The organism is Neoroseomonas lacus, assembly GCF_014644535.1.
Classification (GTDB): Bacteria; Pseudomonadota; Alphaproteobacteria; order Acetobacterales; family Acetobacteraceae; genus Neoroseomonas; species Neoroseomonas lacus.
The window spans coordinates 424,124-449,551 of the sequence record NZ_BMKW01000003.1; the positions used below are offsets into that span (position 1 = coordinate 424,124).

Genomic DNA, 25,428 nt, shown 5'->3' on the forward strand with positions numbered 1-25,428 from the left:
CCCAGGAATCGCATGGCCGAGATCGATCACATCGTCATTGGCGCCACCACTCTCGAGGACGGCGCCCGCTACATTGAGGAAACCTTCGGCGTGAAGCCGTCCAAGGGCGGCGCGCATGTCGGCCTCGGCACGCACAACCTGCTGCTCGGACTCGGCGCCAATTGCTACCTGGAGATCATCGCCCCGGACCCTGGCCAGGTGGAGCCGCCCCATCCGCGGCTGTTCGACCTCGACGATGCCGGACTGCGCACCATGCTCGAAGCCGAGCCGCGGCTGATCGCCTATGTCGCCTCGACGCCCACGCTGGAGCCGATGGTGGCCCGGCTCGGCGCCTCGCGTGCCGGCGAGATCCGCGCCATGTCGCGCGGCGACTACGCCTGGCGCATGGCCTTCCCGCCGCAGCGCCAGGATATGGAAAACCTGATCCCCGCGCTCATCCAATGGGACAGCGAGCGTGCCGCCAAGCACATCAAGGACTCCGGCTGGCGCCTGACCTCGCTGGAGGCCGAACACCCCGACACCCAGGCGCTGCACGGCGCGCTGGAGGCGCGGGGCCTGACCGATGCGGTGAAGATCCGCCAAAGCCCGCATGTACGCCTGATTGCCCATCTGCGTCACAAGGATGGCCGTGAGGTGACGCTGACCAGCGCCTGACGTCATCCCCCATCGCCTCGCCGCCGGGGAGAATTACACCGGCGGCGACTTCATCTATGGTCGACCTGTACTAGGTGTAGAAAATGCACTGCGCTGATGATGATCACAGGTGGAACGGATGCCGTTGTCAGCCGCCAGGGCGGTATCGCCAGACACTCGCAGGCGGGAAATTGAGCGGCGTCCAGGCTTCGCGCTTCGCCGTGAGGCCGAGCGTGCGTGCGGGCAGCGGCGAGGTGACGCAATAGCTGTACAGCAGGAAGCCTCGCCCCGGGGCGACCGACTCGACCGCGGCGACGAATCGGCGCTGCTGGTCGATCGGCAGCAGAACCAACGGGATGCCGCAGATGGCCGTGCCGACCTTGCCATGCAGTGCCGCCGGCAATGCCTCGGACAGCGCGAAGGCATCGCCCTCGATCACCGTCACGCCGGGCAGGGTGCGCGCCAGGTGACGGGCCATGTCGGGCACGATCTCGACCACCACCAGCCGGTCCGGCGGCACGCCGCCATCGAGCAGCGCACGGCTCACCGCGCCGGTGCCGGCGCCGAGTTCCACCACGACTTCATCGGCGCTGCGCGAGACCTGCGCGGCGATCCGCCGACCCAGCGCGCGCGAGGACGGCACCACCGAACCCATCTGCAGCGGATTGGCAGCCCAGCGCTTCAGGAAAAGGCCGAAACCACCCTTCTGCGCGCCGGACGAGCGGTTCCCGGCGGTGATCCCCGACATGCGGTTCTCCATGACTATAATGTGACGATTCAAGGGCTTGTCAGCCGAACCCTGATAAGTCTGGTTGCCGTTGCTGGCCAGTTACGGTTGGATGGCACAGCGCGGGGAGAACGGGCGTGACGGCGCGTGTACTGGTTGTCGACGACATTCCGGCAAATCTCCGCCTGCTGGAAGCCAAGCTGCGTGCCGAATACTTCGAGGTGGCGCTGGCCGCTTCGGGGCCGGAGGCGCTGGCCCTGACCGCCGCCTGGGCGCCGGATGTGATCCTGCTCGACGTGATGATGCCGGGGATGGATGGCTACGAGGTCTGTCGCCGGCTCAAATCCCAGCCGGCCACCGCGCATATCCCGGTGGTGATGGTCACCGCGCTCACCGAACAATCCGAACGCGTGCGCGGGCTCGAAGTGGGCGCGGACGACTTCATCTCGAAGCCCGTCGACACCGCGCTGCTGTTCGCCCGGCTGCGCGCGCTGCTGCGCATGAAGCAGGTGCTCGACGCCTGGCGCGTCCGCGCCGAGACCGCCCGCGACCTTGGCTTCGAGACGCAGAGCCCACCGGTGGAGGATTTCTCCGCCGCGCGCCTGCTGCTCGCCGGTGGCCTGACCGCCGAAGCCCAGGCGGTCGGCGCGGCGCTCGCCGCCGATGGCATGAAGGTCGAACACGCGGCCGACGAGACCGTCGCCTGGGACCGCCTGCAGGACGCGGCGCATGACCTCGCCCTGCTCTGCGTGCCGCTGGCCGGGGGCGATGCGCTACGCCTGGTGTCACGCCTGCGTGCCCATGGCGAGATCCGCGACATGCCGCTGGTGCTGCTGGCTGGCGAGGACCAGCGGCACACCGTGCTGCGCGCCTTCGACCTCGGCGCCTCTGACCACGTGATGCGCCCGGTCGATGCCCCGGAACTGCGTGCGCGGGTTCGCAACCAGCTCCGTCGCCGGCGGTACCAGGAATTGCTGCGCGAAAGCCTCGACCGGTCGCTGGAACTGGCTGTGACCGATTCGCTGACCGGCCTGCGCAACCGTCGCTACGTGCGCCGACACCTCGAATCGCTGCTGCGCACCGGGGCGACGGCGGTGGTGCTGCTCATCGATGTCGATCGTTTCAAGCCGCTGAACGACCAGCACGGCCATGCCGCCGGCGACGCCGCCCTGAAGGCGGTCTCCGGCCGCCTGCGCGACCACCTGCGCACCGTGGACGTGGTCGCCCGCTACGGCGGGGAGGAATTCCTCGTCGTCCTGGCCAGCTCGGGCGAGGAGGAAGGCCTCGCCGTGGCGGAACGGCTGCGCGCCGCGATCGCCGACGACCCGGTGAAGGTCGGCGGCCTGGCGCTGCCGGTCACCGTCAGCATCGGCCTCGCGGTAGCGCGCGGCCAGGCGGCGGCGGATGGGCTGATCGGTGTCGCCGATGCCGCGCTGTACCGGGCCAAGGATCGCGGACGGAATCGCGTGGAGGCAGCCACCGCCGAGGATTGGGGCGCGATGCCGGCCTGACGCGACGCGCGTCCGGACGATGCCCCCACGGCCGCTATCCCGGATGGGTGAGGGCAGGTGCCGTATCCGACACGCGGCCACGCAACGACAAACGGGCGCTGCCCGAGAGCGCGCCCGTTCGACCTGCGGCATCGGCCGCCGGCAATCCCAAGGGCGGGGCTGGCCCGCCCGCAGATTACTTGATCTTGGCTTCGCGGAACACGACGTGCTTCCGCGCCACCGGATCGTACTTCTTCTTCTCCATCTTCGCGGTCATCGTGCGGGTGTTCTTCTTCGTAACGTAGAAGTAGCCCGTATCAGCGCTGCTCACGAGACGGATCAGGATGGTATTCGACTTCGCCATGACATGACTCCATGGCCCGTGGGTGAGTGGTCCCCGGGCGCGAGAGGCCGCAACCTAACGGCCGCGACGCTGGCGTCAAGCAAGACCGGCACGCCAGGGGCGATTTTCCTGACCTTGCGTGACGAAAACCCGCACCGCGGTGCCGCAGGCGGTCACTCCGGCGCTCAAAAGGCGCGCGAGAATCGCCGCCGCAACCGCCGGTCGATTGGCGCGACACCGACCCGCGACGCCTGTCGAGCATCCAGGCGCGCGCCGACCCCGACCGGCCAATGGCACCGGGGCGCTTCCCGACCGGATCACGATGCTGGATCATGCCGCGTCAACCTGTGTTCACGCCGACTGCTCCAGCCATTCCTTGACGATTATCGTCACGCGTCCGGATGACCCCATCCGAACGCGATCCGCCTCAAGGCGGCAGCGCCATCGCCTCGGCCGCCGGGTCCAGCGCCAGCGCTCGCGCCACGGCCAAATCCGCCTCCGGCATCTCCCCCGGTGGGCAGGCCGCGCGCAACGCCTCGGCCTCGGCCGGGTCCACCGGGTGTCGCAGGGCCTGCTGGCGCGACTGCGCCTCGCCCATCGGCCGGTCGCCCTGGCGCAGTCTCCCCAGCGCCTGGGCCGCCGCCACCGGCCCGCCATCGGTGCACAGCCCCGGCACCACGCCGACCCCCTGCAGCGGCCAGCCATTCGGCATGATCAGCCGCGACCAGCTCATCAACAATTCGCCCCCATCGGGCAGCGGCACCACGAGTTGCACCAACCCCTTGCCCGTGGTCGAGGTACCGACCACCGCGGCGCGCCGCCGGTCCGACAGGGTCGCGGCGACGATCTCGGCCGATGACGCGGTGCGGCCGTCGACCAGCACCACCATCGGCAGTCCCGCGGCAAGGTCCGGCCCCCCGGTGATGTAGATGCGGCTCGCCTCGGGGTGGCGGCCCAGGGTGCGGAACGCCTCCCCGGCGCCGAGGAAGATGTCGCTCACCGCCGCCGCCTGGGAGAGCAGCCCGCCGCGATTGCCCCGCAGGTCGAGCAGCACCGCCTTTGGCGCCCCCTGGCTGATGGCGCCGAGCAGCGCGGCGGCGACCTGGCGTTCCGTATGGGCAGTGAAGGACGGCACGCGGATGATCAGCACATCATCCACCCGCTCGGCCGTCACCGGGCGGCCAGGCGGCAGCACGCGGCGCAAGGTGACCTCTCGCCGACGCCGGTTGCGCTCGACCAGCAGCACCACATCGGACCCGGCCGCCCCTTCCAGCAGCCCCGCCGCGCCAGCCGCATCGCGCGGGCGCAACGCGACGCCGTCGATCGCCAGCACCCGGTCACCGACGATCAGCCCGGCCTCCGAGGCCGGCCCGCCCTGGGTGATGGCGGCGATCACCGTGCCCGAGCCCCGCCCAGGCGCGAGGCGCAGCCCCAGCCCCGCCTCGCCGGTGCGCCGCTCGCGGGCCGCCTGCGCTTCCTCGGGCGTGATGTAGCGGCTGAACGGGTCGAGATGGCTGAAGATCGCCTCGAAACTGTGCTTGATCAGCCCGGATGCCCCGGCCGCGCGCAACGTCACCGAAGCCCCCCAGCCCGCCTGCTGGAACAGCGTCAACCGGTCGGCTGCGGCGCCGCCGGCGGCGGCGAAGCTCTCGCCTTCCGAGCGCGTCGGCACGTCGCGTGCGAGCAGCGTGCGGTCACCCAGGCGAAGCTGGACACGACCCGCGAGGCGATGAACGGTCAGTTCAGGGTCGATCTGCGTCATGCCGGTCAGCGACCAGACCAGCAGGTCGGCCGGCGTCGCCGCTTCCAGGTGACGTTCGAGAATCGCGGCGAAGCCGGCGCCGAGCACGAGCCGCATCTCGTCGCGCGGATATGCCCCGGTGCGGGAGACCTCCTGCGCCGCGGCAATGCCCGGCAGCAGGAGCAGCAGCAGCAGGATTAGCGCTGGCGGTCGCGCGGCCTGCCCTTGGCGGCGGGGCTCGTGCGCCCGCGACCGGGGGTCCCCTGCATGAGCTGGAACACCATGCCGCCGGTTCGTGCATTCGCCTCGGCCAAGCGGGCCTCCACGGCGTCGCCCATCCGGAACACCAGTCTTGTCCTGCGACCGGCCAACGATTGCGTGGCCTCGTCCAAATCCCATCGGTCGTCCGGCAGCGATCCGAGCGGGACGATCCCGCTGGCCCCGTTCTCCTCCACCGTGACGAAGAGGCCGAAGCGAGTCACCCCGGAAATACGGGCCTCGAATGTTTCTCCCATCCGTTGTGCCATATGCGCCGCGAGGTAGCGGTCCACCGCGTCACGCTCGGCCGCCGCGGCCCGGCGTTCGGTGGAGGTGATGTGCTCGGCGGTGTCGGGGAAGCGGGCGGCTTCGCCCTCATCCAGCCCGTCGCGGCCAAACTTCAGGCCGCGGATCAACGCTCGATGCACCAGCAGATCGGCATAGCGGCGGATCGGCGACGTGAAATGCGCATAGCGCGGCAGCGCCAGCCCGAAATGACCGAGATTGTCGGGCGAATAGGCCGCCTGGGACTGGCCGCGCAGCACTGCTTCATTCACCAGCCGCTCATGCGGCGTGCCGCGCACCTTCTCGAGCACGCGGGCGAAGTCGCGCGGGTGCAGCCGGTCACCCTGCGGCAGCGAGACGTCGAAGGTGGCGAGGAACTGCCGCAGCCCTTCGAGCTTCTGGTCCGAGGGGCGGTCATGCACGCGGTACATGCAGGGCTGCACCAGGCGTTCCAGCTCCTCCGCCGCGCAGACATTGGCGGCGACCATGAATTCCTCGATCAGCCGATGGGCGTCGAGCCTGGCGCGCGGCACGATGGCGGCGACGCGGCCCTGCGGGTCGAGTTCCACCTTGCGTTCCGGCACGTCGAGATCGAGCGTGCCGCGCTTCTCCCGCGCCGCCAGCAGCGCGCGGAAGGCGCCGTACAGCCGCGCGACATGGCCGGCGGGCAGGGCGGCCGGGTCGGTGCCGGCGTCATGGGCTGCCTGCACTTCCTCATAGGTCAGCCGGGCGGCCGATCGCATGATGCCGCGGCCGAAGGCGTGCGACTGCTTCCGCCCTTCGCTGTCAAAGCGCATCTCGACGAACAGGCAGCCGCGATCTTCGGCTGGCCGCAGGCTGCACCAGCCATTGGAGAGCGCCTCGGGCAGCATCGGCACGACACGGTCGGGGAAATAGACCGAATTGCCGCGCGCCCAGGCCTCGCGGTCGAGCGCCGATGCCGTGGTGACGTAATGCGCGACATCGGCGATGGCGACGAGCACCTTCCAGCCGGCGCCCTCCGCCTCGGCGAAGACGGCGTCGTCGAAGTCGCGCGCATCCTCGCCATCGATGGTGACCAGCGGCGTCTCGCGCAGGTCGGTGCGGCCATGCGCCGCGACGCCGCGGGCGCGCTCGGCCTGCTGCACCGCCTCGGCCGGGAAAACGTCCGGGATGCCGTGGGCATGAATGCAGACCAGCGAGACCGAGCGCGGTTCGCCCATCGTCCCGAGCCGCTCGATGATGCGCGCCGGCTTGGGGCCGAAATGCCGGGCCGAGGGCAGCGGCTCGGCGAGCACGATCTCGCCCGGCCTGGCCCCGCCTTCCTCGCCGCGCGGCACTTCCCAGATGCCCTTCTGCCGCCGGTCGGTCGGGATGATGCGGCCTTCCTCGAACACCCCGAGAATGCGGGCCGGCGGCGCGCCGCCGATGCGCTTGAAGGTGCGCCCCTCATACTTGCCCGGCCCGATCGGCTTGAGCCGGGCGAGTACCTTCTCCCCCGCCGTCAGCGCCGGCCGCCCGGCCGGTTCGGGATGCATGTAGATGACCGGCGGCCGGTCCTCGCCGCGCCAGCCGACCGGCTTGGCGATCGGGTCGCCATCAGGGTCGGTGCCGGTGATCTCGACCGGCGCGATCTCCGGCAGGCGTGACGGGGCGATGACGCCGCGCTTGCCGGCCGGCGTCGCCCCACCCTCGGCCGCAAGTTCGCGCATCAGCAGCCGCAATTCCTGCCGCTGGTCGGCGGTCAGGCCGAAGGCGCGGGCGATGTCCGATTTGGTGACGCGCCCGGCGGCGGTCGCGAGGAATTCCCGCAGCGCCGCCTTGGTCGGCATCGGGGCGGGTTCATCGGGCCGGACGGCTGCACGGCGGCGGGAACTGGCCTGCGGGCGGGCGGTGGGCGGAGCGCCGTTGGCCTCGCCGCGCGCGGCCCGACCTGCCCGCGCCGCAGGCGGCGCCTTGGCAGCATCGGGTGTGTCGCGCCGGGCCTCGGTCGGCGCCGTGGCGCCTGGCGCGGCGGCAGCGTCATGCGTCGCCCGCTGGCGCCGGGCATCCTGCGCCGCCGCATCCTCCGCCGCGGCGGCGCGGGGGCGGGTGCTCTTGCCCGAGCGCGTCACCTTGCCGCCGCCGACGGTCTTGCCCGTCCGCGTGCGCGCCTTGTGCCCCTTGGGCGGCGGCCCGCGGCGGACCATCAGCCGACCGACTTGCTGGCGGCTTTGGCCTTCGGCTTCGCTTTGGCCGGTGCCTTCGCCTTGGCTTTCGCCGGCGCCTTCTTCGCAGCCGGCTTGGCGGCCGCCTTGCGCGCCGGCGCCTTGGCGGCGGGCGCCTCGCCATTTGCCGCCTTCTTGGTCGACTTCGGCGCGGCGGCCTTGCGCCCGGCCGGGCCGCGCGGCTTCAGGGCCTTGCCCTTCTCCGCCAGCAGCGCGACGGCGTCCTCGAGGCTGATATCCTCCATCGCCACGTCGCGCGGCAGGTTGGCGACTGTCTTGCCATGCTGGGCATAGGGGCCGAAGCGCCCCTTGCGGACGCTCACCGGCTCCTTGTCCTTCGGATGCACGCCGAGTTCGCGCACCCGCGCCCGCGCATCGGCCAGCAGCACCAGCGCCCGGTTCATGCCGACGGTCAGCACGTCGTCATCCTTGTCGAGCGACTTGAACACCGTCCCGCACCGGACATAAGGCCCGAAGCGCCCAAGCCCGGCGGTGATCTCCTCGCCTGTCTCCGGGTCGAAGCCGATGGCGCGCGGCAGGGAGAGCAGCCCCAGTGCCTGATCCAGCGTAACAATATCGGGCGTTATTCCATTGGGAAGGCTTGTTCTTTTCGGCTTGGTCGGCTTGCCCTTGGCATCCGTCCCGGGCTCGCCGAGCTGGATGTAGAAGCCATAGGGCCCGCGCTTCATCGTCACCGTCTGGCCAGTGGCCGGGTCGTTGCCGAGTTCCTGTTCAGCCGGCGCCGCCCCTTCGCCCTCGCCGGAATCAACGCCGAAGGGCCGAGTGTAACGGCATTCCGGGTAGTTCGAGCAGCCGATGAAGGCCCCCGTCCGCCCCAGCCGCAACCCCAGCCGCCCATTGCCGCAGGTCGGGCACAGCCGCGGGTCGGTGCCGTCGGCCCGCGCGGGGAAGATGTGCGGGCCGAGATCCTCGTCCAGCGCATCGATCACGTCGCGGATCTTGAGATCGCGCGTCGCCTCGACAGCGGCGGAGAATTCCGACCAGAAGGCGCGCATCACCGCCCGCCAATCGGCCTCGCCGGCCGAGATGGAATCGAGCTTCTCCTCCATCGCCGACGTGAAGCCGGTATCGACGTATTTGTCGAAGAACCGCACCAGGAACGTCGTCACCATCCGCCCGAGGTCCTGCGCGATGAAGCGTCGCTTCTCCAGCGTCACATACTTCAAGTCCTGCAACCGCTGCAGGATCGAGGCATAGGTCGATGGCCGCCCGATCCCCAGCTCCTCCAGCCGCTTGACCAGCGAGGCTTCCGAGAATCGCGGCGGCGGCTGGGTGAAATGCTGGCTCGCGGTGATGGCGCCACGCTTGAGCGGGTCCCGCTCGGCCATCGGCGGCAGGATGCGGCTCTCGTCATCCTCGGTCGGTTCGGCAGGCTTGATGCCGGCGCGCGCATCGGCCGCGCGGTCGTCCTCATCCTCGCGGTACAGCTTCAGGAAGCCGTCGAAAGCCACGACGGAACCCGTTGCCCGGAAACGAATCTTCCCATCCTCGCTGGCAATGTCCACCGCCGTCTGGTCCAGCTCCGCCGCGCTCATCTGCGACGCCACTGCGCGCTTCCAGATCAACTCGTACAGCCGCCCCTGGGCGCCATCCAACTCGCGCCCCATGGCTTCCGGCGTGCGGGTCACATCGGTCGGGCGAATGGCTTCGTGCGCTTCCTGGGCGTTCTTCTGCTTCGACTGATACTCGCGCGGCGTCACCGGCATGTAGTCCGGCCCGAAGGCGTCCTTCACATGCTCGCGGATGGCGGCAATCGCCTCCCGTGCCATCGAGACACCATCGGTTCGCATATAAGTGATGTGCCCGGCCTCATAGAGCTGCTGGGCGGTGCGCATCGCCTGCTGCGCGCCCATCCCCAGCTTGCGGCTGGCCTCCATCTGCAGGGTCGAGGTCATGAAGGGCGGCGGCGGGTTGCGCCTGCTGCGCTTCTTCTCGACCGACGCCACCGCATAGGTCGCCGCCTCCGCCAGCCCCTTCGCCCGGTTCGCGCTGCCGGCCTCGTTCAGGTCGAACTGGTCGAGCTTCTTCCCATCCAGATGCGTCATCCGCGCCGTGAAGGGCGCGCCCGCCGGCGTCTGGAACTTCGCCTCGATCGACCAGTATTCGCGCGCCTTAAAGGCCTCGATCTCGGCCTCGCGCTCGCAGATCAGCCGCAGCGCGACCGACTGCACGCGCCCCGCCGAGCGCGACCCCGGCAGCTTGCGCCACAGCAGCGGCGAGAGCGTGTACCCCACCAGGTAATCCAGCGCGCGCCGCGCCAGGTACGCGTCGATCAGCGGCACATCCAACTCGCGCGGATGCTCCACCGCGTATTGGACGGCCCGCTTGGTGATCTCGTTGAAGGTGATGCGCTGGACATCTTTGCCCTTCAGCGCCCCACGCTGGCCGAGCATGTCCTTCACATGCCAGGAGATCGCCTCGCCTTCGCGATCCGGGTCGGTGGCCAGCCACAGCCGCTTCGCCCCCTTCAGCGCCTGCGCGATCTTGCCGACCTGGGCCTCGCCGCGCCCATCCTTGCCCCAGACCATCGCGAAATCCTGGTCGGGCAGGACGGCGCCGTCCTTCTCCTCGAGGTCCCGGACATGCCCGAAGGAGGCAAGAACGGTGAAGTCACGCCCGAGATACTTCTCGATCGTCTTGGCCTTGGCCGGCGATTCCACCACGACAACATCGGACATTCGGTCGGATCACCCGTTTGGACTGCGCATGACGCGATGACCGGGGAGCAGTTCCACCCGGCCCTCAAGTTCCAGATCGGTCAGCACGGCCTGGAGTTCAGGAGCCGTCAGGTGGCAGCGCCGCAGCACCTCGTCAACCGATACTGGTGACAATCCAATCAATTCAATAACTTCATCGGACCCCTCCGGGGGTGCGCCAAGCCCATCTGCCGCTTCCGCCGCGCCGTGGGCCTCCGCCGAGCCCATCCGGGCCGGGTCGAACAGCGGCCCGGCGCGCGGCGCCTCGGGCAGGTGGTCGAGCACGTCATCGGCGCTTTCGGTGAGATGCGCCCCCTGCCGGATCAGGTCGTTCGACCCCCGGCAGCGCGGGTCGAGTGGCGAGCCCGGCACGGCGAACACCTCGCGCCCCTGTTCCAGCGCCATCCGCGCCGTGATCAGCGTGCCCGACCGGTGCGCCGCCTCCACCACCACCACGCCGAGCGACAGCCCAGCCACGATGCGGTTCCGCTTGGGGAAGTGCCGGTTCTGCGGCGCGGTGCCCAAGGGGCTCTCGGCCACCACCGCGCCATGTTCAGCGATCCGCGCTACCAACTCCGCATTCTCCTGCGGGTACGGCACATCGAGCCCACCCGGCAGCACGGCGATGGTCCCGCCCGTCCGCAGCGCCCCCTCATGCGCCGCGGTGTCGATCCCCCGCGCCAGGCCCGACACCACGGTCAGCCCCTTGCCCGCCAGTGCCGCCGACAATTCCTCCGCCACGCGCCGCCCGGCCGAGGAGGCGTTGCGCGCCCCCACCACCGCCACCGCCGGCGCTGCCAGCAGAGACGCGTCCCCCACCACCGCCAAGGCCGGCGGCGCATCCGCCAACAGAGCCAGCAGCGGCGGATAGAGCGGGTCATCAAGGAACACGAAGCGCCCACCAAGCTTCGCCAGCGCGGCGACTTCCCGCCGCGCGGCGGCCTCCGCGGGTGGGGCATAGGCCGTCGCGCGCTTGGCCGAGAGCGCCGGCAGGGCAGCCAATGCCGCCTCCGGATCGCCATGGCGGGCCAGCAGCCGACGGAAGGTGAGGGGGCCGATGCCGTCGGTGCGCGCCAAGCGTAGCCGCGCCAGGGTCATGGCTGGTCGCCGCCCCGGTGGACGCCGGCACGCGACAAGGCAAGAGCGCGGCCTCCCACCCCACCGGTGATGGGCGTCAGCGCGGGGACCGATATCCAGGAAATCTCGTTCACGCGAAAAATATACTATGAAATTCAATCAATACGCGAGATGGCGCCTGAGCAGCCAAGATACCGGATCAAGCGCTCCGACCCGATCAGGATCTGCTCTAACCCTTCAACCCCTTCACCGCATTGGCTGTGGCCTGGATGGTGATGCCACCGTCTGGCTCGTCCGGCAGCCGCGCCCTGACCCGCCGACGCAACTCCTCCGCCGTCTCGCGAGGCAGGTCGGCCATCGCCGCGACCATGGCCGGCCCCTCGACGCTGGTCTGCCAAAACGTGTCGAAATCCGCGAAGCGCCGCGTCACGGTGATCGACCGCAGCGCAACATCGCGAAGACCGGCCGCCGACCAAAGCGCCGCCATGTTCTCCTGCCGCGCAGCGTCCGCCGAGGGCGGCTGCGGCACGCTCATCCCCAACGCCCGCATCTCGTCATGGATCACCGCGATCGGGAAACCACCCCCCGCCAGATCCCAGGCATAGGCGGCAACGATCCCGCCCGGCGCCACGATCCGCGCCATCTCCGCCACCCCGCGCGCCGGCTCAGGCACGAAGAACAGCACCAGCGCCATCATCGCCGCATCGACGCTGGCATCGGCATAGGGCAGGGCCATCGCGCTGCCCTCCTCGAACCGCACGGCCCGCCCCGCCAAGCGCTTCCGCGCGTAATCGAGTTGTCCCGCCGAGGGATCGATCGCCTCGATCATCGCCGGCGCGCAGCGCTCCAGCAGCAATTCGGTCGAGGCCCCGTTTCCGCAACCGATATCGGCCCATCGCAGCCCGGGCGGCGGCGCCACCCAATCGAGAAAGACATCGCCCGCCAGGCGGCTCCAGCCACCCATGAAGCGCTCATACGCTGCCCCGTCGCCGAAGACGATCGGTGTGTCCACCATGGTTGTGGTCCTCCCTGGTCAGGGCGTCGGCCACCGGCCCGCTTGCCATGCTGCGCCCGCCGCGCGCTAACTTCCACACAATGAAGCGCCCAGGAGGACCCATGCTGACGGACCGCTACGACCTGCCCGTCTCCACCACCTCCATCGCCGCGCGGGACGCCTATGGCCGCGGCCTCGACCTGCTGCTGATGCTCCACGCCGGCATCCTCGACGCCTTCGACGAGGCCATCGCCGCCGACCCCGGCTTCGCCCTGGCCCATGTCGGCCGCGCCCAGATCCTGCTTATGTTCGCCGACGCCGCCGGCGCCCGCGCCTCGCTCGACCAGGCCGAAGCCCTCGCCCCCGGCGTCACCGCCCGCGAAGCCAGCCAGATCCGCTTCTTCCGCACCCTGATGACGAGCCCCATCGCCACCACCATCGCCGCGATGGAAGACCACCTCGCGCAATGGCCGCGCGACGCCATCGTGCTCAACACCACCGCCAACCCGAACGGCCTGCTCGGCTCCTCCGGCGAAGTTGGCCAGAAGGCCCGCCTCGCCGCCCTCATGACGAACCTCGCCCCCCATTACGGCGAGGATTGGTGGTTCGATTCCAGCTACGCCATGGCGCTGTGCGAGGACGGCCAGCGCGACGCCGCCCGCCCCATCATCGCCCGCTCCTTCGCTCGGCAACCCGCCAGCGGCTGGATCGCCCACTCCCAGGCCCACCTCTATTACGAGGACGGCGAACCCGAGACCGCCCGCGCCTTCCTCGCCGACTGGCTGAAAACCTACCCCCGCGGCGGCATCCTCCACGGCCACCTGCACTGGCACCAGGCGCTCGGCGCCCTGGCCGAAGGCGACCTCGACAGCGCCTGCCGCCTCTACCGCGAGGCGATCTCCCTGACCGGCCATAGCGGCTTCCCCCGCCAGAAGCTGCAGGACGCCGTCTCCTTCCTCTGGCGCGTCGAACTCGCCGGCGCCCCGCGCGACGAAACCGCCTGGCGCGACCTCCACGACTTCGCCCTCCGCCACTTCCCCCAAGCCAACGTCGCCTTCGCCGACCTGCACGTCGTGCTGGCCCAAAGCATCGCCGGCGACAGCACCGGCCTCGACGCCCGCATCCGCCAGATGGAAGACCTCGCCCGCACCGGCCGCTACCCCTCCGGCCCCGTCATCCCCACTACCGCCCGCGCCTTCCGCGCCTTCCAGTGTGGCGATTTCTCCACCGTCATCGAGACTCTCGAACCCCTCCTGGCCGAGAGCGAACGCATCGGCGGCAGCCGCGCGCAGACGGATCTGGTGGAGTTCACGCTGCTCAAGGCGTGTGTGCAGGCGGGCAGGGTGGACGACCTCCGGCGGCTGGTCGGGGCGAGGCGGCCGGGGCCGGCGGGGATTCCGGTGGCGGGGGTGCATTGAACCCCGATGGGCCGCCGCCGGCACCCCCCTCCGGGGGCAACTGCCACGGACGGGCGCAGGGTCCCCGGGGCGGATCTGCCGCAGACGGATGCGGCAGCCGTCCCGCTGCGATCCATTGGCGGCGTCGTCAATGGATGCCCGGCCACTCCATCGGTCGACATGCCGCTGGAGGTTTCGCATGAACCGGAAAGGCGTTCCGCTGGCGCTGCTTTCGGCCATCCTGTTCGGGGCCAGCACCCCGCTGGCCAAGATCCTGCTCGGTGCCATCGACCCATGGATGATGGCTGGGCTGCTCTATCTCGGTGCCGGGATCGGTCTCGCGGTCATCCACCTGTCGCGCGCCGCCTTGCAACTTCCGGCGGCCGAGGCACCGCTGCGTCGTTCCGATGCGCCATGGCTCGGCCTGGTGATCCTCGCGGGCGGCATTGGCGGCCCGCTTCTGCTGATGTTCGGCCTGACCCGAACCAACGCGGCCAGCACCTCCCTGCTGCTCAATGTCGAAGGCCTCGCCACCATGGGCATCGCCTGGGTGGTGTTCCGCGAGAATGTCGATCGCCGGCTGCTGCTGGGGGCCTTCGCCATCCTGGCCGGCGCGGCGACCCTGTCCTGGCAGGGCGAGGCGTCGCTGGACCTGGGTGCATTGCTGATCGTCGGCGCCTGCCTGTGTTGGGGCATCGACAACAACCTGACGCGCAAATTGTCCTCGGCCGATCCGGTGCAGATCGCGATGCTCAAGGGGTTGGTCGCGGGCAGCGTCAACCTCGCCCTGGCATTGGGCAATGGTGCCGCCTTGCCCGCTCCGGGGCTCATCCTGGCGGCGGGGATCGTCGGCTTCCTTGGCTATGGCGTCAGCCTCGCTTTGTTCGTGCTGGGCCTGCGCCATCTCGGCACGGCGCGGACCGGCGCCTATTTCTCGCTGGCCCCTTTCGTCGGCGCCGCGCTCGCGGTGGTCATGCTGGACGAACCGGCTTCGGCGCAGCTGCTCATCGCCGCGGCGCTGATGGGTGTTGGGCTGTGGCTGCACCTGTCGGAACGGCATGAGCACGAGCACATCCACGAGGCGATGGAGCATGAGCACCGGCACCGGCATGACGAGCACCACCAGCATCGCCACGGCCCCGATGCGCCGCCGGGCGAACCGCATACCCATTGGCATCGCCATGAGCCGATGGTGCACCGGCACCCGCATTTCCCCGACCTACACCACCGGCACGTACATCGGCATTAGAGCAAGCTCCGTCCACTCTGCTTGACGTAGGCTGCTCCAGGTCAGTGTTCTTGCGAGCATCTGCACCCGATCATCCGGTTCCAGCCGATCGGGATATGCTCCTGTGCAACCTCAGGACGCGCTGGATCACCGGATCGGCAGCGGCTGGCACGGCAATTCAATTGATATAGGTATTTTTTCCATATACGATTGTCTGACTACGGCTCTTTGAACCTTTGAATCCGTCCCAGCCTGGCCGCACTGCGTATCCCTGGCGTGCCGCCATATCGCGTCCCAGGGGTGGACCGTGGGCGACCTCGCGCGAGATTCATGTGCGGTGGCTGACGGCGATCGGTCCACTCATCTCATACCAGCGGCATGCGTCTTTGACCCATGCCGAGGCCGTGACGGCCATCCGGCGAAAGACAAGTGAATTGGAGGTTTGCGCCTCACCAGAACAGCATGCCCTCGGCAGGTCACGCCCGGGGCGTGCCGTCGGGACGACGCGTCCGAGGGCACGACAATAGGGATGCCAACCGTCGCGAACAGCGCGCGTTGGTATTGCCGTCGGACTCTGTTGTCGATCGGCCGATCGTACCCGACTGGATCCGGCATAGCGCGTCGCCCCGAAGGCCGGATTTGTCCGAAACGCGTACCCCGTGCCGACTTAAAATCCTAAAATCCTAAAGTGCTGCCGGTTGTCAGCCCTTCTGCCCGATCTTCGGCTCCGTGCCATCCAGCAGCCGGCGGATATTGCTTTCATGCCGCCACGCCACCAGCACGCCGATCAGCAGCGCGAGCAACGCGTGCTCCGCATCGGTAAACAGCAGTGCCAACACCGGTCCGGCCGCGATGGCCGAGAGCGACGCCGCCGAAGAAATCCGCGTCACCACCGCCACCGCCAGCCACACCGCCCCGCAGCCCAGCGCCACCGGCCACATCGCCGCGAGAGCAACCCCCAGCGCTGTCGCCACCCCCTTGCCGCCGCGAAACCCCAGCCAGACCGGCATGGTGTGCCCGAGCACCGCGGCCGTGCCGGCCACCAAGTCCTGCTCGCCCACCACCCAGCGCGCCAACAACACCGCCGCGATGCCCTTCAAGGCATCCAGCGCCAGCGTCGCCGCCGCCAAACCCTTCTTGCCGGTCCGCAGCACATTGGTCGCGCCGATGCTGCCCGACCCGATGGCCCGTATGTCGCCCAACCCCGCCGCGCGCGTCAGCAACAACCCGAACGGCACTGACCCGATTAGATACCCGCCCACCAGCGCGACGAGGAAAGCCACTGCCGGGTCGGTCATGCCCCGAACACCCGCCGCCCGGCCTTCCAGGTGCCGAGCACGCGCCCTTCCAGCGCCCGCCCGTCAAATGGCGAGTTCTGCGCCTTCCCCGGCAACTTGCCGGCCTCGACCTTCCAACCCCGCTGGGGATGGAACATCAGCAGATCCGCCGGCGCACCGCGCGCCAGCCGCCCGCACGCCAGCCCCAACAGCGCCGCCGGCCGGCAGGTCAGCATCGCCAACGCCTGGTTCATTGACAAATCCCCGCCATGCACCCGCGCCAGCGTCACGCCGAGCAGTGTGGCCAGCCCCGCCCCCCCCGCCTCGGCCTGGGCAAACGGCAGCCGCTTGTCATCCGCATCGCGCGGCTGGTGGTCCGAGGCGATGGCGTCGATCGTCCCATCCGCCAGCGCCGCGACCACCGCCTGACGATCCGCCTCCGTCCGCAACGGTGGCGAGAGCTTCGCATAGGTCCGGTAATCGCCGATCGCCGTCTCGTTCAGGTCGAAATACGGCGGCGCCGTATCCGCCGTCACCAGCAGCCCCTCCGCCTTGGCCGCGCGGATCAGGTCGAGCGCCGCGCCGGTCGAGACATGCGCGAAGTGCACATGCCCGCCCGTCAGCCGCGCCAGCGCGATGTCGCGCGCCACCATCATTGCCTCCGCCGCCGGCGGAATGCCCGGCAGGCCGAGCCGCGTCGCCAATTCGCCTTCCGTCGCCGCGCCACCGGCGGCCAGCGTCGGGTCCTCCGGGTGCTGCACGATGAAGGCGCCAAACGCCCGCGCATAGGACAGCGCAAGTCGCATCGTCCGCGCATTGCCGATGGCATGCGCCCCATCTGTGAAGGCGATCGCCCCGGCCTCGTGCAACAGGCCCAGCTCGGCGAGTTCCTTCCCCGCGCAGCCCACCGTCGCCGCCCCATAGGGCAGCAGCGTCACCGACCCCGTCGCCTCGCCGCGCCGGAACATGAAGGACAGCAGCGCCGGGTCATCGATCGCCGGGTCGGTATCCGGCAGCACGCAGAGCGTCGTGATCCCCCCGGCGGCCGCGGCCGCGGCGGCCGAGGCGATGGTCTCGCGATGCTCCGCCCCCGGCTCGCCGAGATGGGCCCGCATATCCACCAGCCCCGGCGCCAGGCAGGCGCCACCGGCATCGACCACCTCCGCCCCCTCCGGCGCGGCAAGCCCCGGGCCGAGATCGGCGATGGCGCCATCCCGCACCAGCAGGTCGCCGGGGCCATCGAGGCCGGTTGCGGGGTCGAGCAGTCGGGCACCGGTGATCAGCAGGTCGCGCATGGCCCGGTTATAGACGCGCCGCCGAGTCCTGCCACGGGGGTATGGTGTGCCGGCCGGCTTGCGACGAGTGCCGCGCCCGGCATGCTGCGCCGCGCAACAGATGCGGCAAGGCAAGCGCCGCCGGTCCCTGCGCATCGCGCCCGCCACCGCGGATCTTCCGCCATGCCACGGGAGACCAGTGCCCGCGCAGCCGAAATGTTGCGTCGATCGTGCGGCAGAACTGACTCAGGCCGACGCGATGAGCGCCTTGGCCATGAACACGCGCGCGAATCCGGACTGCTCGGCCCGATGCGTTTCGACGAAACCCAGCCGTTCATAGAGCGCGATGTTCGTCGTCATCTTCTCATGCGTGTAGAGCCACACTCGCCGATGCCCGCGCCGGGCCGCCTCGGCCTCGGCGAAGGCCATCAGCGCGCGGCCGAGACCCGTGCCCTGCGCGTCCCTGGCGACCGCGACATTGTCGACCAGCAGGCCGGTCGTCGTGTCCTCGATGATGAGGGCGCCGAGCAGCACGCCATCCTGCTCGACCACCCAAGCCTGGCCAGTGGCGATGCGCGCGGCGTAATCGTCGCCCATCGGCCCCGGCTCGCGGCCGACCAGCGGCACCCAGGGGGCATAGGCGGCACGGACCAGGTCGCGCAGCGCGGCGGCTTCCTCCGGCCGGGCGAGGCGCGGGGCGTTCACCGGTTCCGCGGCAGCCGCCGCGCCAGTACGTCGAGCACCGCCATCCGGCAGGCCACGCCCATCTCCACCTGCTCGCCGATCACCGACCGCGTCGGGTGGTCGGCGATGGCGCTGTCGATCTCGACGCCGCGATTCATCGGCCCCGGGTGCATCACGATGGAATCCGGCTTGGCGACCGCCAGCTTCTCGGCATCGAGCCCATAGAAGCGGAAAAACTCGCGCGCCGAGGGCACCAGTCCGCCCGACATGCGTTCGCGCTGCAGGCGCAGCATCATCACCACATCGGCGCCTTCGAGGCCCTTCTTCATGTCCGTGAAGACCTCGACGCCGAGCCGCGCCGCATCGGCCGGGATCAGCGTCGGTGGCCCGACGATGCGCACCCGGCTGCCCATCGTGGTCAGCAGATGGATGTTCGACCGCGCCACCCGCGAATGGGTGATGTCGCCGCAGATGGCGACGACCAGCCCCTCAAGCCGCCCCTTGTGCCGGCGGATGGTCAGCGCATCGAGCAGCGCCTGGGTCGGGTGTTCGTGCGTGCCGTCGCCGGCATTGATCACCGCCGCATCCACCTTCTGCGACAGCAGCGCCGGCGCGCCCGACTGCGCGTGGCGGATCACCAGCAGGTCGCACTGCATGGCGTTCAGCGTGCTCGCGGTGTCCAGGAGCGTCTCTCCCTTGTTCACCGAGGAGGTGCTGACCGACATGTTGATCACATCGGCGCCCAGCCGCTTGCCGGCCAGCTCGAAGCTGGTGCGGGTGCGGGTCGAATCCTCGAAGAACAGGTTGATCAGCGTGCGGCCCTTGAGCAGGTCGCGCTGGGTTTTCCCGCTGCGGTTCAGCAGGGCGTAGGACTCGGCGAGATCGAGCAGATCCGCGATGTGCGGCGGCTCGAGACCCTCGATGGCGAGGAGGTGTTTGGACGGGTGTGACACGGCCGGACCTTAGGCCGGCGGGCTGGATTCGGCCAGAGTGGGGATTGCCGCACGGCGGCCTCCGCGCCGCCGGATGGCGGCCAAGGTCCACGATGTGGAGGTGGGGGCCGACAGGCACGGCGCATCCGGCGGTCCCGAACTGACCGTTCGTGCATGGCGGTACGGCGCTACGAATACTTGAATTGCGTGATGAGGGATCATTGCGACGGCCGGAGTATCGCTGCGCTCTTCGCCGGCGCGCAGCGCGTCCCACACTATGCCGCAGGGGCCCGAACGGATGCGCCTGCGGATCGGCGGCTTCCTGCAGGAGGTGCGGGCGGCGCGATCGCGCCGTCCGTCAGGCGGGCAGGAAGACCCAGTTGAAGACATAGTCCCGGACCGACACACCAGGCCCGTGCAGCCGCGGCAGCATGGCCGGATCGAGCGGTGCCAGCCGATCCCTCGCAACGACATGCGGGGCGTAGCCATAGGCAACGACATCGGCGATCGCTTCGGCGATCGGGCGGTGGAGGTGCTTCTCCTCCATCTCGATCACCAGCACGGGCCTGCAGCGGGCGAGCAGCCCCGCCGCGCCGCGCAGCACCGCCAATTCATGCCCTTCCACGTCGATCTTGATGAGGCCGACATCGCCGGTCTCGATTTCGTCCAGCCGCCGGGTCTGCACCGGCAGCGCGCCATAGGCGCAACCGCCCAGGCTGCCATGCGCCAGTGTCGCGCCCTGGTTCGAAAATCCCTTGCGCCGCCGCGGCACGCGCAATTCGGCCCCGTCGGAATCGTCCGACAGCGCATAGGGCAGGGCGCTGGCGCCGGGGCCGAGGCGGCGGATCAGCTCGGCATAGACCTTGGGGTTCGGCTCGAAGGCGACAACGGCGCGGGAATGGCGGCGCAGCATCTCGGTCCAGACGCCGCGATTGGCGCCGGCATCGATCGAGACGCGCCGCGGATCCGCCAGCGTCGGCACCAGGCGCAGTTCCCGCTCGCCATGCCTCAGCGCCCGGGCGAGTTCCCAGCGCAGGCACAGCCGCGGCGGGATGCAAAGTCGGCGCAGCCGTTCCTCCATGGAGGAGGGCGGTGTCCAGTGCGGAACCTCGGCACCGGGGCCGGCCATGCCAGTGGAGCTGGCGACCATGCGTTCAATCCTCTGGTCGTGACGCGTCGAGTGCCGCCTGGAGCATATAGGCTGCGGCGGCGCGGTCTACGGCCTCGGCGCGCTTGGCGCGGGTCAGGTCGGCCTCGGCCACCAGCATGCGGTTGACCGCGGCCGAGGAGAGGCGCTCGTCGAACAGCGCGCAGGGCAGGCCGGTCGTCTCGGAGACCGCCCGTGCCCAATCCTTTGCCGCCTGGGCGGCCGGGCCCATCGTGCCATCCATCGACAGTGGCAGGCCGACGACGATTCCGCCGGCACCCTGTTTCGTCGCGATGGCGGCGATCTCAGCGGCATTGGCGGCGAGTTTGCCGCGCTTGATGGCGCCGTAGGGGCTGGCCAGCATCAGCGTCACATCCGACAGCGCGACGCCGATCGTCTTCGCCCCCGGGTCGAGCCCGATCAGCCGCGCATGGCGGGGCAGGGCGGCACGGAGGTCCTTCAGGTTGATGATGGCCATGGCGAGGCTTATGGTCCGCCCCCCGTTCCCCTGGAAGAGCATTGATGTCACTCGATACCGCCACAGTGCGGCGCGTCGCCGCCCTTGCCCGCATCCGCCTCGAGGAGGAGGAGGTCGCCCGTGTCCAGGGCGAGCTCAACGGCATCCTCGGCTGGATCGAGCAATTGCAGGCGGTGAACACCGACGGCATCGAGCCGATGTCCGGAGGCACGCCGGAAGGCATCGCGGCGATGCCGCTGCGCGACGACGTGGTGACCGATGGCGGCCAGGCCGCGAAGATCCTGGCCAATGCCCCCGATAGCGAGGGTGAATATTTCAGCGTGCCGAAGGTGGTTGAGTGATGCATCCGACCGATTTCACCCTGGCCGGCGCGGTCGCCGCGCTGGAGGAAGGCGTCATCTCTGCCGAGGAACTGACGCGCGCCCATGTCGAGGCCGTCGAGGCGCTGAACCCCAGGCTCAACGCGCTGATCACCGTGACGGCGGATCAGGCGATGGAGGCCGCGCGGGCTTCGGACGCCCGCCGCAAGCGGGGCGAGGCCGGCCCGCTGGAAGGCATTCCGCTCGCCATCAAGGACCTGTTCTGCACCGAGGGCGTGCAGACCACGGCCGGGTCGAAGATCCTGGAAGGCTTCATCCCGCCTTACGAAAGCACCGTGACGTCGCAGCTGAAGCGCGACGGGGCGGTGTTCCTGGGCAAGGCGAACCTCGATGAATTCGCCATGGGTTCGTCGAACCTGACGTCTGCCTATGGCGGCGTGCTGAACCCGTGGAGCCGGCGCAACGACCCCGATGCGCGGCTGGTGCCGGGCGGGTCGTCCGGTGGCTCGGCGGCCGCCGTTGCGGCGCGGATGGCGCTGGGCGCAACGGGCACCGACACCGGCGGGTCGATCCGCCAGCCGGCGGCCTTCTGCGGTATCGCCGGCATCAAGCCGACCTATGGGCGGTGTTCGCGGTTCGGCATCGTTGCCTATGCCTCCTCGCTGGACCAGGCGGGCCCATTCGGCCGCACGGTTGAGGATTGCGCGATCCTGCTGCGGTCGATGGCGGGCTTCGATCCGAAGGATTCGACTTCGGCCGATCGTCCGGTGCCGGATTTCGCCGCCGCCTGCGGGCGGTCGGTGAAGGGGCTGCGGATCGGCGTGCCGCGCGAATACCACATGGACGGCATGCCGGCCGAGATCGAGAAGCTGTGGCGGCAGGGGCTGGACTGGCTGCGCGAGGCCGGGGCGGAGATCGTCGACATCTCCCTGCCGCATGCGAGGTACGCGCTGCCGACCTACTACATCGTCGCCCCGGCGGAGGCGTCGTCGAACCTCGCGCGGTATGACGGCGTGCGCTTCGGCAAGCGGGTGGCGGAGCCCAATTCCGACCTGCGCGACCTGTATGAGCGGACGCGGGCGGCCGGCTTCGGTGCGGAAGTGCGGCGGCGCATCATGATCGGCACCTATGTGCTGTCGGCCGGCTACTACGATGCGTATTACCTGAAGGCGCAGAAGGTGCGGGCGCTGATCGCACGCGACTTCCGCGAGGCATGGTCGAAGGTGGACGCGATCCTCGCACCGGCGACACCGAGTGCGGCCTTTGCCGAAGGCGAGAACAGCGACGATCCGGTGCAGATGTACCTCAACGACGTGTTCACCGTGACGGCGAACCTCGCCGGGCTGCCGGGGCTGTCGGTGCCGGCGGGGCTTGATCCGCAGGGGCTGCCGCTGGGGTTGCAGGTGCTGGGACGACCGTTTGACGAGGAGACGGTGTTCGCCGTCGGCGCGGCGCTGGAACGCGCGGCGGATTTCAGGGCATTGCCGGGCATGAGGGCCGGAGCATGAGCTACACCATCGACGGCGAGACTGGCCCCTGGGAGTTGGTCATTGGCCTGGAAGTCCACGCGCAGGTCGTGTCCAACGCCAAGCTGTTCAGCGGCGCGGCGACCGAATTCGGTGCCGAGCCGAACAGCCAGGTGTCGTTCATCGATGCCGGCTTCCCCGGCATGTTGCCGGTGATCAACCGCGAATGCGTGGCGCAGGCCGTGCGCACCGGCCTCGGGCTGAACGCGCAGGTGAACCTGTGGTCGCGCTTCGACCGCAAGAACTACTTCTATGCCGATCTGCCGCAGGGCTATCAGATCAGCCAGTTCGCGCATCCGATCATCGGCACCGGCCAGGTCGAGATCGCCTTGCAGGACGGCTCCACCAAGGTCATCGGCATCACGCGGCTGCATCTGGAACAGGATGCCGGCAAGTCGATCCACGACCAGCATCCGAGCAAATCCTTCATCGACCTGAACCGGTCGGGCGTCGCGCTGATGGAGATCGTGTCGGAGCCCGACATGCGATCGCCCGAGGAAGCCGGCGCGTATCTGACCAAGCTGCGGCAGATCCTGCGCTACCTTGGCACCTGTGACGGCAACATGGAGGAAGGCTCCATGCGTGCCGACGTGAATGTCTCGGTCCGCAAGGCGGGCGAGGAATTCCGTACGCGCTGCGAGGTGAAGAACGTCAATTCCATCCGCTTCGTCATGCAGGCCGTCGAGGCCGAAGCGCGGCGGCAGATCGAGGTGTGGGAATCCGGTGGCGAGGTCACCCAGGAAACCCGGTTGTTCGACACCGGGCGCGGCATCACGCGGTCGATGCGGTCGAAGGAGGATGCGCATGACTACCGCTACTTCCCCGACCCCGACCTGCCGCCGCTGGTGATCGAGCAGTCCTGGGTGGATGCGCTGAAGGCGGCCTTGCCGGAACTGCCGGATGCGCGCCGGGCGCGCTACGTCCACGACTTCGGCGTCACACCCTATGACGCGCACGTGCTGACGCTCGAGAAGGAGACGGCCGCCTATTACGAGGCCGTCGCCAAGGGCCGGGACGCAAAACAGGCGGCGAATTGGGTGATGGGCGACCTGTTCGCCGCCATCAACCGCACCAAGACCTCCATCGTCGAGCCGCCGGTCTCCGCCGCCGATCTCGGCGCGCTGCTCGACCTGATGGCGGACAACACGCTGTCGGGGAAGCTGGCCAAGGAAGTCTTCGAGGCGATGGTCGAGACTGGCCGTGCGCCCGGACTGATCGTCGAGGAGCGCGGCCTCAGGCAGGTGACTGATACCGGCGCGATCGAGGCGGTGATCGACGGCGTGCTCGCCGCTAATGCCGACAAGGTCGCTGAGTATCGTTCGGGCAAGGACAAGCTGTTCGGCTTCTTCGTCGGCCAGACCATGCGGGCGATGCAGGGCAAGGGAAACCCGGCCCTGGTCAATGAGCTGCTGAAGACGAAGCTGTCCTGAGGCATTCGTCCGGTTGACGGCGGTGGCGGTGCATGGCGTCGCCTCTGATTTCTGCCGTCTTCCCCTGACGTCCCGCGGCATGCTTCGCTCCGCCCGGGATGAGGCTTGGGGGCGGCGATGGCTGACGAGTCGGACAGGCAGGGCGCGGCGCCGGAGGCGAGCCACGCCTACACGCTGCTGATCGCCGAGCGGGCGGCGGCGCTGCTGCTGCTGGCGCTGCTGCTCTACGGCGTGGGGCGGGTGCTGGAGCCATTCGCCCTGGCGATCGCCTTCGGGGCCTTCATTGCCATCGGCACCTGGCCGGCGCGCGATGCGCTGGTCGCGCGGGGGTTGCGGCCGGGCCTCGCCTCGATGCTGCTGCTGGTGGTGCTGATCCTCGCCGTGGCGCTGCCGGCGACACTGATCGTGCCTGACCTCGGCGACCAGGTCGTGGCGGTCGTGCAGCTCGCCCGCAATGCGCTGGACCGGCTCTCGCCGACCCCGCCGGCCTGGGTGACCGACCTGCCCCTGGTGGGCGCCAATGCGGGGCGGCTGTGGACGCAGATCGGCGACATGCGCGGCAACCTCGCCGAGGTGATCCGCCCCTATAGCGGGGCGATCGCGTCGATGCTGATCTCGCTCGGCCAGGCGGCGGCGGCGAGCCTGCTGCAGCTGCTGTTGTCGCTGCTGGTGGCGGCGATGTGCTGGACGGGCGGCGATGCGATCGTCGCGCAACTGCGCGAGATCGCGCAGCGGCTTGGCGGCCAGACCGCCGTCGCCTCGATCGACGCCGCTGGCGGGGCGGTGCGTGGCGTCGCCTGGGGCGTGGTGGGTACCGGGCTGATCCAGGGTGTGCTGATGGGGATAGGGCTTGGCATCGCGGGGGTGCCGGCGGCGGTGGCACTCGGCTTCCTGGCGATGATCTTCTCGATCAGCCAGGTGCTCGGGCCGCTGATCATCGTGACCTGGCTCGGCGCCTCGGCTTGGCTGTATTCGCAGGGCGATACGGGCTGGGCGATCTTCATGTTCCTGTGGGGGCTGGTGCCGATCTCGGGCAGCGACAACATCGTTCGGCCGCTGCTGATCCAGCGCGGCAGCGCGATGCCGCTGGGGCTGATCATTCTCGGCGTGTTCGGCGGGCTGATCGCCTTCGGGTTCCTGGGGCTGTTCGTCGGGCCGGCGCTGCTGGCGGTGGCGCATGGGCTGTTGCGGGCCTGGCGCGAGGGCGGGGCGAAGGCGGCGGCCGCGGTGGACGAGCGGCGGGGGGCATGCGACTCCTGAAGCCGGAAACGGATGAGGATGCCG

The 25,428-nt window shown here is 69.7% G+C and carries 21 protein-coding genes; 8 read left to right on the forward strand and 13 right to left on the reverse strand.

What is annotated here, in order from left to right; all coding sequences use genetic code 11:
- The first annotated feature begins 12 nt into the window (after positions 1-12).
- Positions 13-654 (forward strand): VOC family protein, encoded by a 642-nt coding sequence (locus tag IEY36_RS08490; protein ID WP_188966600.1) that lies wholly within the window; start codon positions 13-15, stop codon positions 652-654.
- 127 nt (positions 655-781) lie between these two features.
- Here IEY36_RS08490 and IEY36_RS08495 read toward each other — a convergent pair whose 3' ends face one another.
- Complete coding sequence (locus IEY36_RS08495) at positions 782-1,381, reverse strand: class I SAM-dependent methyltransferase (protein ID WP_188966601.1); 600 nt, start codon at positions 1,379-1,381, stop codon at positions 782-784.
- 116 nt (positions 1,382-1,497) lie between these two features.
- On the opposite strand from IEY36_RS08495, the gene IEY36_RS08500 reads away from it, so the two are divergent.
- Positions 1,498-2,871: a PleD family two-component system response regulator gene (locus tag IEY36_RS08500; protein ID WP_188966602.1), complete on the forward strand. Its 1,374-nt coding sequence runs from the start codon at positions 1,498-1,500 to the stop codon at positions 2,869-2,871.
- Positions 2,872-3,046: 175 nt separating this feature from the next.
- On the opposite strand, the gene rpmG is transcribed toward IEY36_RS08500, so the two are convergent.
- From rpmG to IEY36_RS08530, 6 genes are all read right to left on the reverse strand, one after another.
- Positions 3,047-3,214, reverse strand: a complete 168-nt coding sequence (rpmG, locus tag IEY36_RS08505; protein WP_188966603.1) for a 50S ribosomal protein L33 — start codon at positions 3,212-3,214, stop codon at positions 3,047-3,049.
- A gap of 406 nt (positions 3,215-3,620) precedes the next feature.
- A complete protein-coding gene (locus IEY36_RS08510) occupies positions 3,621-5,051 on the reverse strand; it encodes a S41 family peptidase (protein ID WP_188966604.1) in 1,431 nt (476 codons plus the stop codon).
- Positions 5,052-5,131: 80 nt separating this feature from the next.
- Positions 5,132-7,288, reverse strand: coding sequence for a ribonuclease R (gene rnr / locus IEY36_RS08515; RefSeq protein ID WP_188966653.1), 2,157 nt, complete (start codon positions 7,286-7,288; stop codon positions 5,132-5,134).
- Positions 7,289-7,644: 356 nt separating this feature from the next.
- Positions 7,645-10,362: a type I DNA topoisomerase gene (topA, locus tag IEY36_RS08520; RefSeq protein WP_188966605.1), complete on the reverse strand. Its 2,718-nt coding sequence runs from the start codon at positions 10,360-10,362 to the stop codon at positions 7,645-7,647.
- A gap of 9 nt (positions 10,363-10,371) precedes the next feature.
- Positions 10,372-11,478: a DNA-processing protein DprA gene (gene dprA / locus IEY36_RS08525; protein WP_188966606.1), complete on the reverse strand. Its 1,107-nt coding sequence runs from the start codon at positions 11,476-11,478 to the stop codon at positions 10,372-10,374.
- A 208-nt stretch (positions 11,479-11,686) separates the two neighbouring features.
- Entirely contained in the window at positions 11,687-12,472 is a 786-nt protein-coding gene (locus IEY36_RS08530; protein WP_188966607.1) for a class I SAM-dependent methyltransferase, read from the reverse strand.
- Positions 12,473-12,573: 101 nt separating this feature from the next.
- Here IEY36_RS08530 and IEY36_RS08535 point away from each other — a divergent pair, with 101 nt between their 5' ends.
- A complete protein-coding gene (locus IEY36_RS08535; protein WP_188966608.1) occupies positions 12,574-13,869 on the forward strand; it encodes a tetratricopeptide repeat protein in 1,296 nt (431 codons plus the stop codon).
- A 178-nt stretch (positions 13,870-14,047) separates the two neighbouring features.
- Positions 14,048-15,097: a DMT family transporter gene (locus IEY36_RS08540; RefSeq protein WP_188966609.1), complete on the forward strand. Its 1,050-nt coding sequence runs from the start codon at positions 14,048-14,050 to the stop codon at positions 15,095-15,097.
- Between the two features lie 680 nt (positions 15,098-15,777).
- On the opposite strand, the gene plsY is transcribed toward IEY36_RS08540, so the two are convergent.
- From plsY to ruvX, 6 genes are all read right to left on the reverse strand, one after another.
- A complete protein-coding gene (gene plsY / locus IEY36_RS08545; protein WP_188966610.1) occupies positions 15,778-16,374 on the reverse strand; it encodes a glycerol-3-phosphate 1-O-acyltransferase PlsY in 597 nt (198 codons plus the stop codon).
- Positions 16,371-17,648, reverse strand: a complete 1,278-nt coding sequence (locus tag IEY36_RS08550) for a dihydroorotase (RefSeq protein WP_188966611.1) — start codon at positions 17,646-17,648, stop codon at positions 16,371-16,373. Before IEY36_RS08550 ends, plsY begins: the two co-directional genes overlap by 4 nt.
- 225 nt (positions 17,649-17,873) lie before the next feature.
- Positions 17,874-18,332 (reverse strand): GNAT family N-acetyltransferase, encoded by a 459-nt coding sequence (locus IEY36_RS08555; RefSeq protein WP_188966612.1) that lies wholly within the window; start codon positions 18,330-18,332, stop codon positions 17,874-17,876.
- The gene (locus tag IEY36_RS08560; protein WP_188966613.1) at positions 18,329-19,264 is read right to left on the reverse strand and encodes an aspartate carbamoyltransferase catalytic subunit; all 936 of its coding nucleotides are present in this window, start codon (positions 19,262-19,264) and stop codon (positions 18,329-18,331) included. Before IEY36_RS08560 ends, IEY36_RS08555 begins: the two co-directional genes overlap by 4 nt.
- Positions 19,265-19,601: 337 nt before the next feature.
- Positions 19,602-20,393 (reverse strand): FkbM family methyltransferase, encoded by a 792-nt coding sequence (locus tag IEY36_RS08565; RefSeq protein ID WP_188966614.1) that lies wholly within the window; start codon positions 20,391-20,393, stop codon positions 19,602-19,604.
- Between the two features lie 4 nt (positions 20,394-20,397).
- Complete coding sequence (gene ruvX, locus IEY36_RS08570) at positions 20,398-20,868, reverse strand: Holliday junction resolvase RuvX (protein WP_188966615.1); 471 nt, start codon at positions 20,866-20,868, stop codon at positions 20,398-20,400.
- Between the two features lie 44 nt (positions 20,869-20,912).
- On the opposite strand from ruvX, the gene gatC reads away from it, so the two are divergent.
- From gatC to IEY36_RS08590, 4 genes are all read left to right on the forward strand, one after another.
- Positions 20,913-21,209, forward strand: a complete 297-nt coding sequence (gene gatC / locus IEY36_RS08575) for an Asp-tRNA(Asn)/Glu-tRNA(Gln) amidotransferase subunit GatC (RefSeq protein ID WP_188966616.1) — start codon at positions 20,913-20,915, stop codon at positions 21,207-21,209.
- Positions 21,209-22,696 (forward strand): Asp-tRNA(Asn)/Glu-tRNA(Gln) amidotransferase subunit GatA, encoded by a 1,488-nt coding sequence (gene gatA / locus IEY36_RS08580; RefSeq protein ID WP_188966617.1) that lies wholly within the window; start codon positions 21,209-21,211, stop codon positions 22,694-22,696. The genes gatC and gatA overlap by 1 nt, the downstream gene beginning before the upstream one ends.
- Positions 22,693-24,144 carry an Asp-tRNA(Asn)/Glu-tRNA(Gln) amidotransferase subunit GatB gene (gatB, locus tag IEY36_RS08585; RefSeq protein ID WP_188966618.1) on the forward strand — a complete coding sequence of 484 codons (1,452 nt, stop codon included), beginning with the start codon at positions 22,693-22,695 and terminating at the stop codon, positions 24,142-24,144. Before gatA ends, gatB begins: the two co-directional genes overlap by 4 nt.
- 117 nt (positions 24,145-24,261) lie before the next feature.
- On the forward strand, positions 24,262-25,404 hold the full coding sequence (locus IEY36_RS08590; protein WP_188966619.1) for an AI-2E family transporter: 1,143 nt from the start codon (positions 24,262-24,264) through the stop codon (positions 25,402-25,404).
- Positions 25,405-25,428 lie beyond the last annotated feature (24 nt).